This window comes from Mesorhizobium sp. WSM4307 (assembly GCF_007003945.1).
Classification (GTDB): Bacteria; Pseudomonadota; Alphaproteobacteria; order Rhizobiales; family Rhizobiaceae; genus Mesorhizobium.
Map to the genome: position 1 here is coordinate 386,901 of NZ_VFTB01000001.1, position 14,023 is coordinate 400,923.

The 14,023-nt window shown below is 65.4% G+C and carries 13 protein-coding genes; 6 read left to right on the top strand and 7 right to left on the bottom strand.

The annotated features are described in order from the left end of the window. Positions 1-45 precede the first annotated feature (45 nt). Together FJV83_RS01730 and FJV83_RS01735 are read right to left on the bottom strand one after the other, a co-directional pair. Positions 46-2,760, bottom strand: coding sequence for a LuxR C-terminal-related transcriptional regulator (locus FJV83_RS01730; RefSeq protein ID WP_142884894.1), 2,715 nt, complete (start codon positions 2,758-2,760; stop codon positions 46-48). Further along, on the bottom strand, positions 2,757-3,404 hold the full coding sequence (locus tag FJV83_RS01735) for a GNAT family N-acetyltransferase (protein ID WP_095786775.1): 648 nt from the start codon (positions 3,402-3,404) through the stop codon (positions 2,757-2,759). Before FJV83_RS01735 ends, FJV83_RS01730 begins: the two co-directional genes overlap by 4 nt. A 177-nt stretch (positions 3,405-3,581) precedes the next feature. Between FJV83_RS01735 and FJV83_RS01740 the strand changes: the two genes are divergently transcribed. From FJV83_RS01740 to FJV83_RS01755, 4 genes are read left to right on the top strand one after another with little or no spacing between them, the layout of a single operon-like run. Continuing rightward, entirely contained in the window at positions 3,582-4,883 is a 1,302-nt protein-coding gene (locus FJV83_RS01740) for an ArgE/DapE family deacylase (RefSeq protein WP_185973303.1), read from the top strand. Continuing rightward, positions 4,880-5,938, top strand: a complete 1,059-nt coding sequence (locus tag FJV83_RS01745; protein ID WP_095771253.1) for a phosphotransferase — start codon at positions 4,880-4,882, stop codon at positions 5,936-5,938. The genes FJV83_RS01740 and FJV83_RS01745 overlap by 4 nt, the downstream gene beginning before the upstream one ends. Beyond that, on the top strand, positions 5,939-7,255 hold the full coding sequence (locus tag FJV83_RS01750) for an aspartate aminotransferase family protein (RefSeq protein WP_185973304.1): 1,317 nt from the start codon (positions 5,939-5,941) through the stop codon (positions 7,253-7,255). 12 nt (positions 7,256-7,267) lie between these two features. Further along, positions 7,268-7,924 (top strand): GntR family transcriptional regulator, encoded by a 657-nt coding sequence (locus FJV83_RS01755; RefSeq protein ID WP_095786773.1) that lies wholly within the window; start codon positions 7,268-7,270, stop codon positions 7,922-7,924. A gap of 21 nt (positions 7,925-7,945) precedes the next feature. Here FJV83_RS01755 and FJV83_RS01760 read toward each other — a convergent pair whose 3' ends face one another. The 5 genes from FJV83_RS01760 to FJV83_RS01780 are packed head-to-tail and all read right to left on the bottom strand — an operon-like array spanning position 7,946 to position 12,678. Next, complete coding sequence (locus tag FJV83_RS01760; protein ID WP_142884896.1) at positions 7,946-9,250, bottom strand: FAD-dependent oxidoreductase; 1,305 nt, start codon at positions 9,248-9,250, stop codon at positions 7,946-7,948. Then, positions 9,247-10,230: a branched-chain amino acid ABC transporter permease gene (locus tag FJV83_RS01765; RefSeq protein ID WP_185973305.1), complete on the bottom strand. Its 984-nt coding sequence runs from the start codon at positions 10,228-10,230 to the stop codon at positions 9,247-9,249. Before FJV83_RS01765 ends, FJV83_RS01760 begins: the two co-directional genes overlap by 4 nt. Then, positions 10,227-11,135 carry a branched-chain amino acid ABC transporter permease gene (locus tag FJV83_RS01770; protein ID WP_095771250.1) on the bottom strand — a complete coding sequence of 303 codons (909 nt, stop codon included), beginning with the start codon at positions 11,133-11,135 and terminating at the stop codon, positions 10,227-10,229. The genes FJV83_RS01765 and FJV83_RS01770 overlap by 4 nt, the downstream gene beginning before the upstream one ends. Continuing rightward, positions 11,132-11,881, bottom strand: coding sequence for an ABC transporter ATP-binding protein (locus tag FJV83_RS01775; protein ID WP_095791180.1), 750 nt, complete (start codon positions 11,879-11,881; stop codon positions 11,132-11,134). The genes FJV83_RS01770 and FJV83_RS01775 overlap by 4 nt, the downstream gene beginning before the upstream one ends. Then, positions 11,878-12,678: an ABC transporter ATP-binding protein gene (locus tag FJV83_RS01780; RefSeq protein ID WP_142875265.1), complete on the bottom strand. Its 801-nt coding sequence runs from the start codon at positions 12,676-12,678 to the stop codon at positions 11,878-11,880. Before FJV83_RS01780 ends, FJV83_RS01775 begins: the two co-directional genes overlap by 4 nt. Before the next feature lie 124 nt (positions 12,679-12,802). On the opposite strand from FJV83_RS01780, the gene FJV83_RS01785 reads away from it, so the two are divergent. Next, positions 12,803-13,537: a GntR family transcriptional regulator gene (locus tag FJV83_RS01785; protein WP_142875266.1), complete on the top strand. Its 735-nt coding sequence runs from the start codon at positions 12,803-12,805 to the stop codon at positions 13,535-13,537. Further along, positions 13,534-14,022 (top strand): DUF3830 family protein, encoded by a 489-nt coding sequence (locus tag FJV83_RS01790; RefSeq protein ID WP_142884897.1) that lies wholly within the window; start codon positions 13,534-13,536, stop codon positions 14,020-14,022. Before FJV83_RS01785 ends, FJV83_RS01790 begins: the two co-directional genes overlap by 4 nt. Position 14,023: the final 1 nt, after the last annotated feature.

Sequence of the window (14,023 nt, forward strand, 5' to 3'; positions counted from 1 at the left end):
TAACGATGCCATGGCCCGACCCGAAAGAGGGGTTGTGCCTGGTATCTATGCCCCTCCTTTCGGAGGGGGACGGAGGTTTGCGGCCGCCAGCGCGGCACGCACGGCCTGGACGCGGTTCGAGACCGAGAGTTTGCCGAAAATGTTCTTCAAATGCCATTTCACCGTCGTTTCGCTGACCGACAGCGCGACCGCGATATCGCGGTTGGACATGCCTTCCGACAGGCAACGCAGCAGCTCGGATTCGCGCTGGGTGAGCTGTTCGTTCTCAGCCGCAGGTGCGGCCAACTTTCGTGTCGCCACGGGCATGGCCTGCGCGGCGTCAATGATGCGCGTCGCATAGGCCGACACGGACGGGTCGGTCTTTGCTTGCGCCGCCCGCAGCCGCATCAACGCTTCGACCACAGGCCTGCCTTCGTCGACGAAGGAGCGGATGAAGCCGGAAGGCTGGGCAAGGCGCAGCGCTTCGAGAAGATAACGGTCGGCCTCGCGCTGGTCATGGCCGGCGCTCTTGGCACGCAGGATCAACGCCAGTATGTGGCGGCGCATGCGCCCACTGCTTTTCGTCCGCTCCAGCAGCGCGTCGAAAAGCGCCGCGGCCGCCGCGTAGGATTTTTCTGCAGTCAGCAGCCTGCCTTCGGCGAAGAACTCGAATTCGTTGGCGACGGTGGGGGCGGCTTCCGCGCTTTCGCGGCGATGCTCGTCGAGCAGGGTGCGTGCCTCGGCGATGCGATTCTGGTCAATCAGCAGCCGGATGCGATCATGCACCAGCACCGAAGCGAGGCGGCGGTAGACGGAGCCACGCACACGCTGGTAGACGCGTTCCAGCATGTCGAGTGCCGCGTCGCCGCGACCGGTCAGCTGCAGGACGCGGGCATAGGTCGGCACGCTGGCCAGGGGATAGACGATGACCGCCGCACCCTCGATCAGCGGCCCGAGATTCTCGACCAGCGTCAGTGCCTCGCCGGATGCGTTGGTCTCGTAGGCGAGTTCGGCCAGCAGCGTTCCGGCCAGCGCCTCGGCATAGGAATTCGCGCCAATGCGCGTCCTGGCCTCGAGGATCGTGTTGCGCAGCAATTTTTCGGCGGCGGGCAGACAGCCAGCCGAGCGTTCGATGACCGCCATGTAGCAATTGGCGATGGTGACGCCGAGCAGGCTGCCGCTTCGCTCATGCGCCTTGCGCGCCGCGTCCACCGCCGCCCGCGCCCCCTCGAGGTCGCCCAATGCGTAGAGATTGTAGCCGATGACATTGGCCGTCGCCCCTTCCATGAACCAGGCATCGGGCGCGATGATGCGCAGGGCGGCCAATGCGGTGTCGCGCGCGGCTTCGAACCGCTCCAGCGTGCTGTGGACGGCGGCATCGAGGACGGCGATTTCGGCCTCGATCGTGGTGCCGGTCAGCGTACCCGGATCCTTGCTGTCGGCCGGCCCGGTCTCAACCAGCTTGCGCGCATTGGCGAGCGTCTGCTGGGCGATCTCGGGCTGGCTGCTGTGCACCGCCAGCCACAGCACCACGAGCTGCAGGCGGATGCGCTGGTCGACCAGTTTCCTCGGCAGCAGCGCCAGCAATTGGCGCACGTAAAGCAACTGGCACTGGGCGATGAGCTCGAGCGCGTTGTTCTCGACGAACACCGCCGCGCGCGCGTGGTCGCCGGCGGCGAGCGCATGCCCGATCGCCTCGGTCAGCATCTTGCGTTCGCCGAACCATTCGGCGGCGGCCAGGTGCAGCGGTGCGATCATCTCCGGTTCGCGCCTCTCCATTTCGCGGCTGAGGAAGTCATGGAACAGATGATGATAGCGGAACCAGCGCCGCTCCTCATCGAGCGGCACCAGGAAAAGATTGCGGGTCTCGATCTCGGTGATATCGGCCTCGGCATCCGCCGCCCGTAGGACCGCCCGGCACGCTTCGGCGCTGAAGCGCTCGAAGATCGAACTGTGGAGCAGGAACTTCGCCAGGGCCGGCGGTAGCCCCAGGAAGACTTCGCCCATCAGGAAATCGGCGACGTTGCGGTTGGCGCCGGTGAAATTGCCGATGACGGTTTCCGGTGCATGCGCGGCGCTGAGCGACAGCGACGCAAGTTGCAGGCCGGCGGCCCAACCCTCGGTCCGCGAGCACAGGGTCTCGACCGTGCCGCTGCTGACGCTGAGACCCAATTTGTCGTTGAAGAAGGCTTCGGCTTCGGACGAAGCAAAACGCAGGTCGTCCGGGCCGATTTCGAAAACGTCGCCAAGCACCCTGAGCTTGCCGAGCTGCAGGTCGGGCAGGTTGCGCGAACCGATGATGAAGGCGACGTTGGTGGGCGCCTGCCGCGTCAGGCGTTCCATGAACCGTTTGACCGCTGGCGCTTCGACGACATGGTAGTCGTCGAAGAACAGGGTGATTTCGGCGTCGCGCGCCGCAAAACCCGCCACCAGCGCCGCGAGCACCACATCGAGTTGCGGAATCGGGCTCGACTGGAAGGCGAGGTCGAGCTCGGCAGGATTCTGGACCAGGTGGCGCAGCGCCCCCACCAGATGCGACAGGAAGGCGCCTTCGTCATTGTCCGTCGCCTCGCAGGACAACCATGCCGTCAACCGGCCGTGGCGCGCGACCTCAGCCGCCCATTGCGCCATCGTCGTCGACTTGCCGAAGCCGGCGGGCGCGGCGAACAGCACGATGCGCGTGTCGACATGCCGCTCCAGCCTCGACAGGATGCTCTCGCGCCGCACCCACCGGCGATGGTGAGACGATGACAGGCCGGCGGGTTGCGAAGACGGTCTCATCTGGCGCCGGGCACCCATTCCGTTTCGATCAACGGGATTTGCGGGGCGGCATCGCGCGGCAAGGTTCCCTTGATCCGGGGATCGTCGGTGATTTCGAAGCCGGCCGCATAGGGCTCAAACCCGCAAGCCCGGTAGAAACCGATGACGCTGTGATGGTCGATGCTGCTGGTGTGCAGCCAGATGCGGCCGGGGCCGAGGCGCCATGCCTGGTCGAGCGCGCCGGCCATCAGCCGTTTGCCAAGGCCGCGGCCGGTCAAGCCGGGGAACAGGCCGAAATAGGTGATCTCGATCTCGTTGCCGTCGGCCATGCGGAATTCGACCATGCCGACATGGCCGCCGCTGTCATCATGGCCATAGTAGAGATGCTGGCGCGGATCGGCGAAATGCGCTGATACTTCGGCATCCGACATTTCGGCGGCGCGATCCCACAGCCAGGGAGCGCCGATCACGAGGAAGATCGCGCGGTAGGCGGCGCTGTCGGGCTTGGAGATCCGGGTCATGGCCAGGGGCTGGGCGAGACCTGGTACCGGCGCCCGCGCTTCCATCCATGTCACCGCATTGACGATCTTGCCGGCCGGCACGCGCCGGTAGCCTGACGTGAGATCGGTGATTTCATCCGGCAATGCGCCTTCGGTGACCTGCATCTGTCCTCGATCTTCGCCATGCAGCTTTACTGGCATGCTAGAAGCTGATGCCAACTCTGCGCCCGCCTGCCAAGAGATTCCCGGGTTGGGCCATAGTTTTGGCCCGACCTGTCTCCTTGCCTTTTCAGGAAATGGCATATGAGATATGATACACCATTCACGAGAAAGCGGAATATCATGCGTGAGCGAATTGCCGACGAAGCCATTTTGCGCGCGGTCGACGACGGCTTCGCGCGGCAAGTCGCGTTCCTGGCGGAACTCGTGCGCTTTCCTTCCCAGCGCGGCGAGGAGCACGCCGCGCAATCCTTCATGGCGGCCGCCTATGAGGCAGATGGCTATGCCGTCGACATGTGGCGTGTCGATGTCGACGCGATCCGCGACCTTCCGGGGTTTTCGCCGGTAGCGGTCTCCTATGACGATGCTTTCAATGTCGTCGCCACCCACACGCCGAGAAACGCCACCGGCCGTTCGCTGATCCTCAACGGCCATATCGATGTGGTGCCGACGGGGCCGGTCGACCGCTGGGTGCGCGACCCCTACGATCCGGCGATCGAGGATGGCTGGATGCATGGCCGCGGCGCCGGCGACATGAAGGCCGGCCTGTCGGCCTGTCTCTACGCGCTCGCCGCCTTGCGCAACCTCGGCTACCAGCCGGCCGCCAATGTTTACCTCCAGTCGGTGGTCGAGGAGGAGTGCACCGGCAATGGCGCGCTCGCCTGCCTGCAACGCGGCTACCGCGCTGACGCCGCCTTCATTCCCGAGCCCTTGGAACCGCGCTTGATGCGGGCGCAGGTCGGGCCGATCTGGTTCAGGGTCGAGGTCGATGGCGATCCGCAGCACGCTTCCGGCGCTTTCTCGGCCGGCGCCAATGCCATCGAGAAGGCCTTTCTCATCATCCAGGCGCTGAAGCAGCTCGAAATCGTCTGGAATGCGCGCAAGGTCGATGACAAGCATTTCTGCGATCACCCACATCCGATCCGCTTCAACCTCGGGAAGATCGAAGGCGGCGAATGGACATCGAGCGTGCCGGCGCGCTGTGTATTCGAGATGCGGGTCGCCACCTATCCCGGCCAGAAGCTCGAGGACGCCAGGGCCGAGCTCGAAGCCTGCATCGCCGATGCGGCCCGTGCCGATCCCTTCCTGGCCAATCGCCCGCCCAAGATGAGCTACAATGGCTTCATGGCCGATGGCTATGTGCTGGAAGGTGCCGACGAGATGGAAGCCGTGCTGCGCCGCAGCCATACCGCCGTCTGGCGCGAGCCGCTGACGGAGCATGTCACCTCGGCGACGACGGATGCGCGCTTCTTCGGCCTCTATGCCGACACGCCGGCGATCGTCTACGGCCCGATCTGCCGCATGCCGCATGGCTATGACGAGGCCGTTGATCTGGATTCGGTGCGCAAGGTCACCCAGACCATTGCGCTGTTCATCGCCGACTGGTGCGGGCTCGAGCCGATCGATACGGAGGTAAGCTCATGAATGCGGCCGTGCCAGACGGCTTTGGCGAAACGCTGGCCGAGGATGCGCCTGACGTTTCGATTGCCGACGCGCTTGCCATCTTGCGCCGGCACTACGGCCTCGCCGGCAGTGCGCGTCCGTTGCCCGGCGAACGCGACCACAATTTCCACATCCATACCGACGGCGAGGGCGAGTTCGTCCTCAAGATTTCCCATCCGGCGGAGGAGGCCGGCTTCACCGATTTCCAGAACAAGGCTCTCGACCACATCCTGGGGGTCGACCCGACCTTGCCGGTCCCTTCGGTGCGCAAGAGCCTCGAGGGCGAAGCGCAGTTCACGGTCAGCGTCGGCGGGTCGGCGCCGCGCATCATCCGGCTGGTCACCTATCTGCCCGGCCAGTTGCTGTCGCGCTGCCCCGCGTCGGCGGCGCAGGATCGCAATCTCGGCATTTTCCTCGCCCGGCTTGGCCGGGCTCTGCGCGGCTTCTTCCATCGGGCCGCCGGCAGCGACCTGCTCTGGGACATCCGCAAGGTCGCCAAGACGCGGCCGATGCTGGCGTTTATCGCCGACGCCGGCCACCGCGCCATGGTCGAGCGCGTCATCGATGCCTTCGAGGCGCGTGCGGCGCCGGTCATTCCGAGCCTGCGCGCCCAGATCGTCCACAACGACATGAACTCCTACAATGTGGTGATGGATGCCTCGCGGCCGGAGGTGGTGAGCGGCATCCTCGATTTCGGCGACATGATCCACTCGCCGCTGATCTGCGATCTCGCCATCGGTGCCGTCTACCGCTGGCCGGCTGAAGGTCATCCGCTGGCGCCGGCCGCGCGCTTCGTCGCCGGCTATCAATCCGTGCAGCCGCTCGAGGCTGAAGAAATCGGCATCCTTTTCGATCTGGTCCGTGCCCGCCTTGCGCTCATTGCCAACATCGCCAGTTGGCAGGCGGAACGGTTTCCGGCCAAGCGCGCCTATGTGCTGCGCCTCATCGCCGAGGTCTGGACCTCGCTCGAACGGCTCGATGGGCTGTCATCGGATGAGGCCCGCCGTTATTTTCTCGACCATTCCAATCCGGAGTAGATGCCCGTGTCCCAGTCCTCACCCACGAACGTCCTTGCCGACGCCGCCGCTTCGGCAGGCGATCGCGCTCTGCTCGAACGCCGCGCCAGGCTGCTTGGGCCGACCTATCGCGCCTTCTACCGCAACCCGATCCATCTGGTGCGCGGCAGCGGCGTCTGGCTCTACGATGCGAGAGGCCGCAAATTCCTCGACGCCTACAACAATGTCGCCTCGGTCGGGCACTGCCATCCCCGCGTCGTCGAGGCACTGTCGGGACAGGCCGCCACGCTTAACACCCATACTCGCTACTTGAGCGAGATCATCCTCGATTACGCGGAAAAACTGCTCGGCACGGTTCCGGCCCATCTGGGCCATGCCATGTTCACCTGCACCGGCAGCGAGGCCAACGACCTCGCCATCCGCATCGCCCAGCATTCGAGCGGTGGCACCGGCGTCATCATCACCGATTTCGCCTATCACGGCGCCACGATCGCCACCGCGCAGCTGTCGCCGGCGGCGGTCGGCGCTAAGGGCGTGCCCCTGCACCACCGGACCGTGGCGGCGCCGGACACGTTCCGCGACCACGGCCGCGCCGCGAAGGACTTCGCCAAGAATGTCGCGGCCGCCATCGAGGACATGCGTGCGCAGAATATCCGTCCGGCGGCGCTGCTTCTCGACTCGGCTTTTTCCAGCGACGGCATTTTCTTCCCCGACGCGGCGGTCATGCGTGAGGCGGCGGATCACGTCAGGAAGGCCGGCGGCATCGTCATCGCCGATGAGGTCCAGTCCGGCTTCGGCCGCCTTGGCCAGGGCATGTGGGGTTTTGCCAATTATGGCCTCGAACCCGACATCGTCACCATGGGCAAGCCGATCGGCGACGGCCATCCGATGGGCGCGATGCTGGTGCGGCCGCGGCTTGTCTCATCCTTCGGCTCCAATACCGGTTATTTCAACACCTTCGGCGGCAATCCGGTCGCGGCCGCCGTCGGCCTCGCGGTTCTGGACGTGATCGAAGGCGAGGGACTGATCGAGAACGCGCGCAATGTCGGGGCCTATACGGCTGACCTGCTGCGCGCTCTGCAGGGCCGTCACGGCATGGTCGGTGACGTCAGGCACAACGGTCTCTATTTCGGCGTCGAGCTGACGGCGGATGGCGACGCGGCGCTGGCCGCCAGCAAGACATCTTCTGTCGTCGAAGCCATGCGCGAGGATGGCGTGCTGATCTCGTCCTGCGGTCCGCGCGGCAATGTGCTGAAGATCAGGCCGCCTCTGCCCTTTGCCAGGGACAATGCCGAGCAGTTGGCCGAGACGCTCGACCGCGCTTTGTCGAATTGGTGATCTGGACCGCGCATGCTGAAGCTCGAACATCAAACCCTCAACGACCGCGCCTATGGCGCGCTCAAGCAGGAATTGATTTCAGGCGGTTTCAGCCCGGGCCAGACGCTGGTCATCCGCAAGCTTGCCGAGACCTTCGGCATCTCGACGACGCCGATCCGCGAGGCGCTGCAAAGACTGGTCGCCGAGCGGCTGCTCGAAATGCAGAACAACCGCTCTGTTATCGTGCCCTTGCTGTCGGCCCCGGCCTTCGAGGAATTGACCCATATCCGCATCGCCGTCGAGGGGTTGGCGGGTGAGATGGCCGCCACGCGGATGAGCGATAGCGGGCTGGTCGAGATACAGGCGACGCTCGCCGGCATGCAGCGCGCCATCGAGGCCGGCGACGCCAGCGCCTATCTCGCGCTGAACGAGGCGTTTCACTTCGCCATCTACCAGCATGCCGGCGCGCCGATCCTGTTGAACATGATCCGCGACCTCTGGGGCCGGGTCGGGCCTTATCTCAAGCTTCTGATGCAGGCCGAGCGATATATTCCGCAGTCGAACGACGCGCATCGCAGGATTGTTGCTGCGTTGGAGCAGCGCGATGGCCCTGCTGTCCGGGTCTCCCTTGAACAGGACATCGCCCTGGCGGCCGCGGTTCTCTCTGAAAATCTTCGCACGACGGCCTGATCGGACGGCGGCTGGAGCGGCCTACGCTGTCTCGTCCAGCCGGTCGCGCAGCATGCTCCAGCCGAGCAGCGCGTTGGGCGCGTGCCGCAGCAGCGCGTGGAAGGGGATCGGCGCCGGCGGCGCGAATGGCAGCGGCAAGTCGCGCGCTTCGGTCCCGGCGGCCCAGTCGGCCAGCGCCTTGCCCATCGCCGTCGTCATGGCGATACCGCGACCGTTGCAGGCGCGGCCGGCGATCAGCCCTGGCCCTAGGTCCAGGAGGTGCGGCAGGAAATCCGGTTCGACGGCAGCCATTCCCGACCAGCCACAAGCAAGCGGCGGCAGGTCCGGCAGGTCGAGATGCCTGGCCAGCCGCCGCCAGATTGTCTGCGGCACACGTGTGTCGGCGCCGGCGCTCAGAATATGCATGCCGCCGCTGATCAGCCGGTTGTCGGCATCGAAGCGGAAGGTGAAGAGATTGCGCCTGGTGTCGCCGACGCCTTGCCCGCCAGGAAGCAGACGCGTCCGCACCTCGCGCGGCAAAGGCTCGGTCGCGATCTGGAAAATCTTCAACGGAAAATAGCTACGTTGCAGCAGCGGATTGAGCGGTCCGCCATAGGCGTTGGTGGCGATCAGCACCTTGCCGGCACGCACCGAGCCCGATGGCGTTTTCAGCGACCAGCCATCGGCCGCGCGATCGACCGAACTGACCGACGTGCGCTCGAAGATCTTGGCGCCAGCCTTCTGCGCCGCATCGGCCAGTCCGTTCGCGTAGGCGACGGGATTGAGCACACCACCCGAACGGTCCATCCAGCCGCCGACATAACCGCGCGCGCCCGTCAGCGCCTCGACGTCCTGACGATCCAACGTGACCGCAGGCCGGTCGCGCCGTGCCCATTGCCCGGCGCGGGATTTGACCCTCTCGAACGCTGCAGGCGAATGTGCCGGCTGGATCCATCCGTTCTGCACCGCGTCGCAGTCAATACCGTGCCGTTTGATCAGGCTGAAGACCAGGTCCGAACTGCCGGCGGCAAAGTCGATCAGGCGTTCACCGCGCTCGGGGCCGAGATGCGCAAGGATGCTGTCCGGGTCCATCTTGGCGAAGTTCGGCACGACAAAACCGGCATTCCGGCCGGTCGCGCCCCAGGCGATGATTTCGGCTTCGAGGACGGCGACCGAGATGCCTTTTTCGGCGGCGTGCAGCGCGGCCGACAGGCCGGAAAATCCACCGCCGACTATGGCCAGATCGACATCCAGCCCGCCTTGCAGCGCCGGCAGTTCCCGGCGACTGGGGCTGACGGCGTGCCACAGTGAAACGTCATGCGCTTCCTGCCCGATCGCAGCGGTCATGAGCCGAAACTGCTCTTGATCGCCGCCGCTTTTGCTCGCTTCCCGAAGCGCGGGCGACGCGGCCTGACGCCGAACAGCCCGTTCGGCCGGATCAGCAGGATGACGCAGAGCATGACGCCGATGGCGACGATCTGCAGTGAGGCCGCACGCGCCTGCTGCTCGGGCGCAAACAGCGCACTGGTCAATGTACCCGACCCCGCCCATATCCCCCAGACCAGAATGCTGCCAATGACAGCGCCGAGATTGCTGCCGGAACCGCCGACGATCAGCATCACCCAGACCTGGAAGGTCAGGATCGGCAAATAATTGTCCGGCGCGATGAAGCCGGTGAAATGCGCCTGCAAAGCGCCGGCAAGGGCCATGATCGCGCCGCCGACGGCAAAGGCCTGAACGCGGTAGAAGCGCGCGCTCTTGCCCAGCGAGATCGCCGCCCGCTCATCCTCACGCAAGGCCTTCAGCACGCGTCCCCAGGGGCTGCGCGACAGATGCTCCAGGGCGAGATAGGCGATGAGCGTGACCGCGCAGACGACGGCGAGGTTGGACAGGTTGAACAGCAGCGGCGTCTCGGCGAGGCCGCCGAAGGGACGCGGGATGAAGCCGATGCCGAACGGCCCGCCCGTCAGCTTCTGCGCATTGAGCGCGACCAGTTGCACGACGACGGCGACGCCGAAAGTGGTGATCGCCAGATAGTCGGACCTGAGCCGCAGTGTCGCCATGCCGGTCAGGGCAGCGGCAATGCCGCCGACGACCATGGCGCCAAGCCAGCCGACAAGGATCGGCAGGCCGAAGCCGCCCAACCGCGCGGCATCATCCGGTGTGGTCAGCAAGGCCGAGGTGTAGGCGCCGATGGCGACGAAACCGGCGAGGCCGACATTGAACAGGCCGGTCAACCCCCACTGCAGATTGAGCCCCAGCGTGACCAGCGAAAAGATCAGCGCGGTGGTCAGGAAGAAGGCGCCGTAACCGATGATATCGATCATCTTTCCCGAACTCCGAAAAGGCCGATCGGCCGCACGAACAAGACAGCCATCAGGATGATGAAGGACACGGCGGCGCGCCATTCGGCACCGATCAGCTGCACCGCGGCGGCCTCGGCGAGTCCGATGATCAGCCCGCCGAGCACCGCGCCCGGAATGCTGCCGATGCCGCCGAGGATTGCGGCGGCGAACATCGGCAGCAGCATGTCGAAGCCCATGAACGGACGGATCTGCACCAGAATGCCGATCATCACGCCGGCGACGCAGGCAAGCGCTCCGCCGATGACCCAGGTGACGCGCACGACGCTGGCGACGTCGATGCCGACGATGCGGGCCAGCGCCGCGTTCTGGCTCAGTGCCTGCATGGCGCGGCCGGTCTGCGTGCGCGTCATCAAAAGATGCACACCGAGCACCAGCACGGCGGTCAGCAGCAGAAGCGCGATCTGGTCGGGGGTTATGCGTATGCCGAAGCCGACCGGCATGGCGATCTGGATCGCCCGGCTGAAATAGGTCGGCCGCGAGGTGAAGGTGAATTCGAGCAGGCTCCGCAGCGCCATCGAGGCGCCGAAGCTCGCCATCACCACGATGATGGCCTGGCCCTGCGAGCGCAGCCGCGAAAACAGCACCTTGTCGAGCAGCAGCGCCAGCAAGGCGGTAAAGGCCATGCCGACGACCAGGGCAACCAGGAGCGGCCAGCCGAAGGACAGCGGCGCGATGGGTGCCATCTTGCCAAAGGTGGCGCCAATGGCGCTGACGACGGCGAGCGTCGCATAGGTGCCCCAGGCCATGAAGTCGCCATGGGCAAAATTGGAGAAGCGCAGGATCGAATAGGTCAGCGTCACGCCGATGGCGCCGAGCCCGATCATCGAGCCGGTCAGCAATCCGTCGACGACAAATTGCAGGCTCATGCCGCGCCTCCCTTGCCGGCACGAGCAGGGCGCTGGCCGAGATAGAGTTCGGCGACGACCGGGTCGTTCCACAGCTCGGAAGCGACGCCCTCGTGCCGGTCCTTGCCCTCGACCAGCACATAGGCGCGGTCGCCGATGGCCAGTGCTGCCTTGGCATTTTGTTCGACCAGCAGGATGGTGACGCCGGATTTGCGGATGCCGGCCAGCATCTCGAACACCATCGACACGAATTTCGGCGACAGGCCGGCCGACGGCTCGTCGAGAACCAGCACCTTGGGATGCACGATCAGGGCGCGGGCGACCGCAAGCATTTGACGCTGTCCGCCCGACAGATTGCCCGCGGCGGTGCGGCGCTGGCGCACGAGATCCGGGAAGGCCGCATACATCTCGTCGATACGCGCAGGGATTTCACGTCGCTCGAGGATGCCGCAGGCGACTTTCAGATTGTCCTCGACCGACATCAGCGGAAAGATATTCTCGGTCTGCGGCACGAAGGCCAGGCCAAGCCGCACCATGGTATGGGCGGGCGCGGCCGTGATGTCCTTGCCGTCCAAAAACACCGTGCCGGCGGTGATCGGGACGAGGCCGGCGATCGCCTTGATGAAGCTGGATTTGCCGGCGCCGTTGGGGCCGAGGACGACGACGATCTCGCCCTTTCCGACAGTGATCGAGGCGCCGCGCACGATCGGCACGCCAGGCTCATAGCCGGCTTCGAGATCGTGGACATCGAGGACGGTCTCGCTCATGCCGTGCCTCCGAGATAGGCTTCGATGACACGCGGGTCGCGGGCGACCTGTTCCGCGGTGCCTTCGCTCAGCAACTGGCCGCTCGCCATGACCAGCACGCGGTGGCAGAGCCGCGTCACCATGTCGATGTTGTGTTCGATCAAAAGGAAAGTGATGCCGCGCGCATTGATGTCGCGGATGCGGTCGATGATGACTTCCAGCAGCGTCGCGTTGACGCCGGCTGCCGGCTCGTCGAGCAGGATGATCGCCGGGTCGGCCATCATGACACGGGCAAGTTCGAGCAGCTTGCGCTGGCCGCCGGACAGCACGCGCGCCGGCTCATGCGCCAGATGGGTGAGGGTCACCAGTTCCAACAGGTCGAGCGCCTTTGCCCTGGCCACCTTTTCCTGTGCCGCCACCCGCCATGGCGTGACGAAGTTTGCGAGTAATTTCTCGCCGGCCTGACCTTGTGCCGCCAGCATGATGTTTTCGATCAGCGTCAGATTGGGCAGCGGGCGCGGGATCTGGAAGGTGCGGCCAAGGCCACGGCCGATGCGCAGATGCGCGGCTTCGCCCGAGACGCTCGCGCCGTTGATAAGGATGTCGCCGCTGGAAGGCAGGATACTGCCGGCCAGCAGGTCGAACATGGTCGTCTTGCCGGCGCCGTTCGGCCCGATGAGGCCAAGGATTTCGCCTGCTTTGACGTCAAACGAGACATCGTTGACGGCGACGAGGCCGCCGAACCGCCTGACGACATGCCTTGCCGTCAGAACCGGCGCACGGGTGTCCTTCCCCTGCCGTTCGCTTGCCTCGCTCATCAAACCCTCTGGCCGAAGACGATCATCGCCGTCTCCTGATTTTTGATTTGTGATCACACTTGCTTTGATCACGCTATTCGGCTTTAATTTCATCCGCAAGCCGAAAACGGGGCAAAAGCCGGGAATGCAGAAGGCTGCCATCGAGCGAACCAACGAAACAATCGCAGCCCAGCTTACGCCGGTCGGCCGCGAGACCGTGCAGGATCGCGTCTATTCTGAATTGCGCCGCGCTTTGATCGGCGGCCTGTTCGAGCCGAACCAGGTACTGACCATCCGCGGCCTTGCCGATGCGCTGGTCACCTCGACCATGCCGGTGCGCGAAGCGCTCGGCCGGCTGATCACGGAAAAGGCGCTGGAAGCGCTGCCCAACCGCTCGGTGCGCGTGCCGCCGATCACGCTGGAGCGTATCGACGACCTTTTGCGCGCCCGTTCACTTATCGAAGGCGAGGCGATCGCGCTTGCCGCCACGCGCATGAACCCGCGCCAGATCGCTTCGATTGAAGCCATGCTCGGCGAGTGGGACGAGATGCGGGCCCTGACGCACAAGAAGGATATCGACCGCGAAGCGACGCTCAACCAGAGCTTCCATTTCGAGATCTACCGCTGCTGCGGCTCGGCCGTGCTGATCCCGATGATCGAAAGCCTGTGGCTGCAATCGGGCCCCTGCATCCGCGTCGCCATCTATGCCTTTTCCGACGCCGGTGAGGTCGACACCGCGCACTATCACCGCCGCATCGTCGCGGCGCTCGCCAAGCAGGATGCGCAGGCGGCGCGCGAGGCGCTGGTGGCCGATATCAGCCGGCCCTTTGCCTTCCTGCGCGACAAGCTTCAATCAGCCGCCGCGAGAGGCCAGACATGAACAAGCCGGCCATCAGGATCACCGAACCGCGCTCGCAGCTTTGCGTGACGGCGCTGCTGCGGCCCGAAAAGGCGCCGGAAAACGTTGCCTTTCTCCAGGCATACCTCGCCACGCCACGGGTCGTCCCCGGCATCCATGCGATGTGGACGGGACCGGAAATCTCCTGCCCGATTCCATCAGCTGATCTCGATGACCAGGCCTATGCCAGGCCCTTGCCGGCGGAGAACGCGACGCTGACGCCGCAGCCCGGCGACATCGTGCTGTCCTACGTGCCGCCGCGCATGTGGGGCGGCAACCCCGATGCCATTTTCGACATCGGCCTCTACTACGGACAGGGCGCGCGGCTTCTGTTCCCGATCGGCTGGCTGGCCGGCAGCGTGGTGGCGCAGCTACGCGCCGAAGAGCGCGACCAATTCGCCGCCTCATGTGGCGTCATCCGCCGCAACGGCGCCTGCGACGTCACCTTCAGCCTGGTGGAGGCCTGAC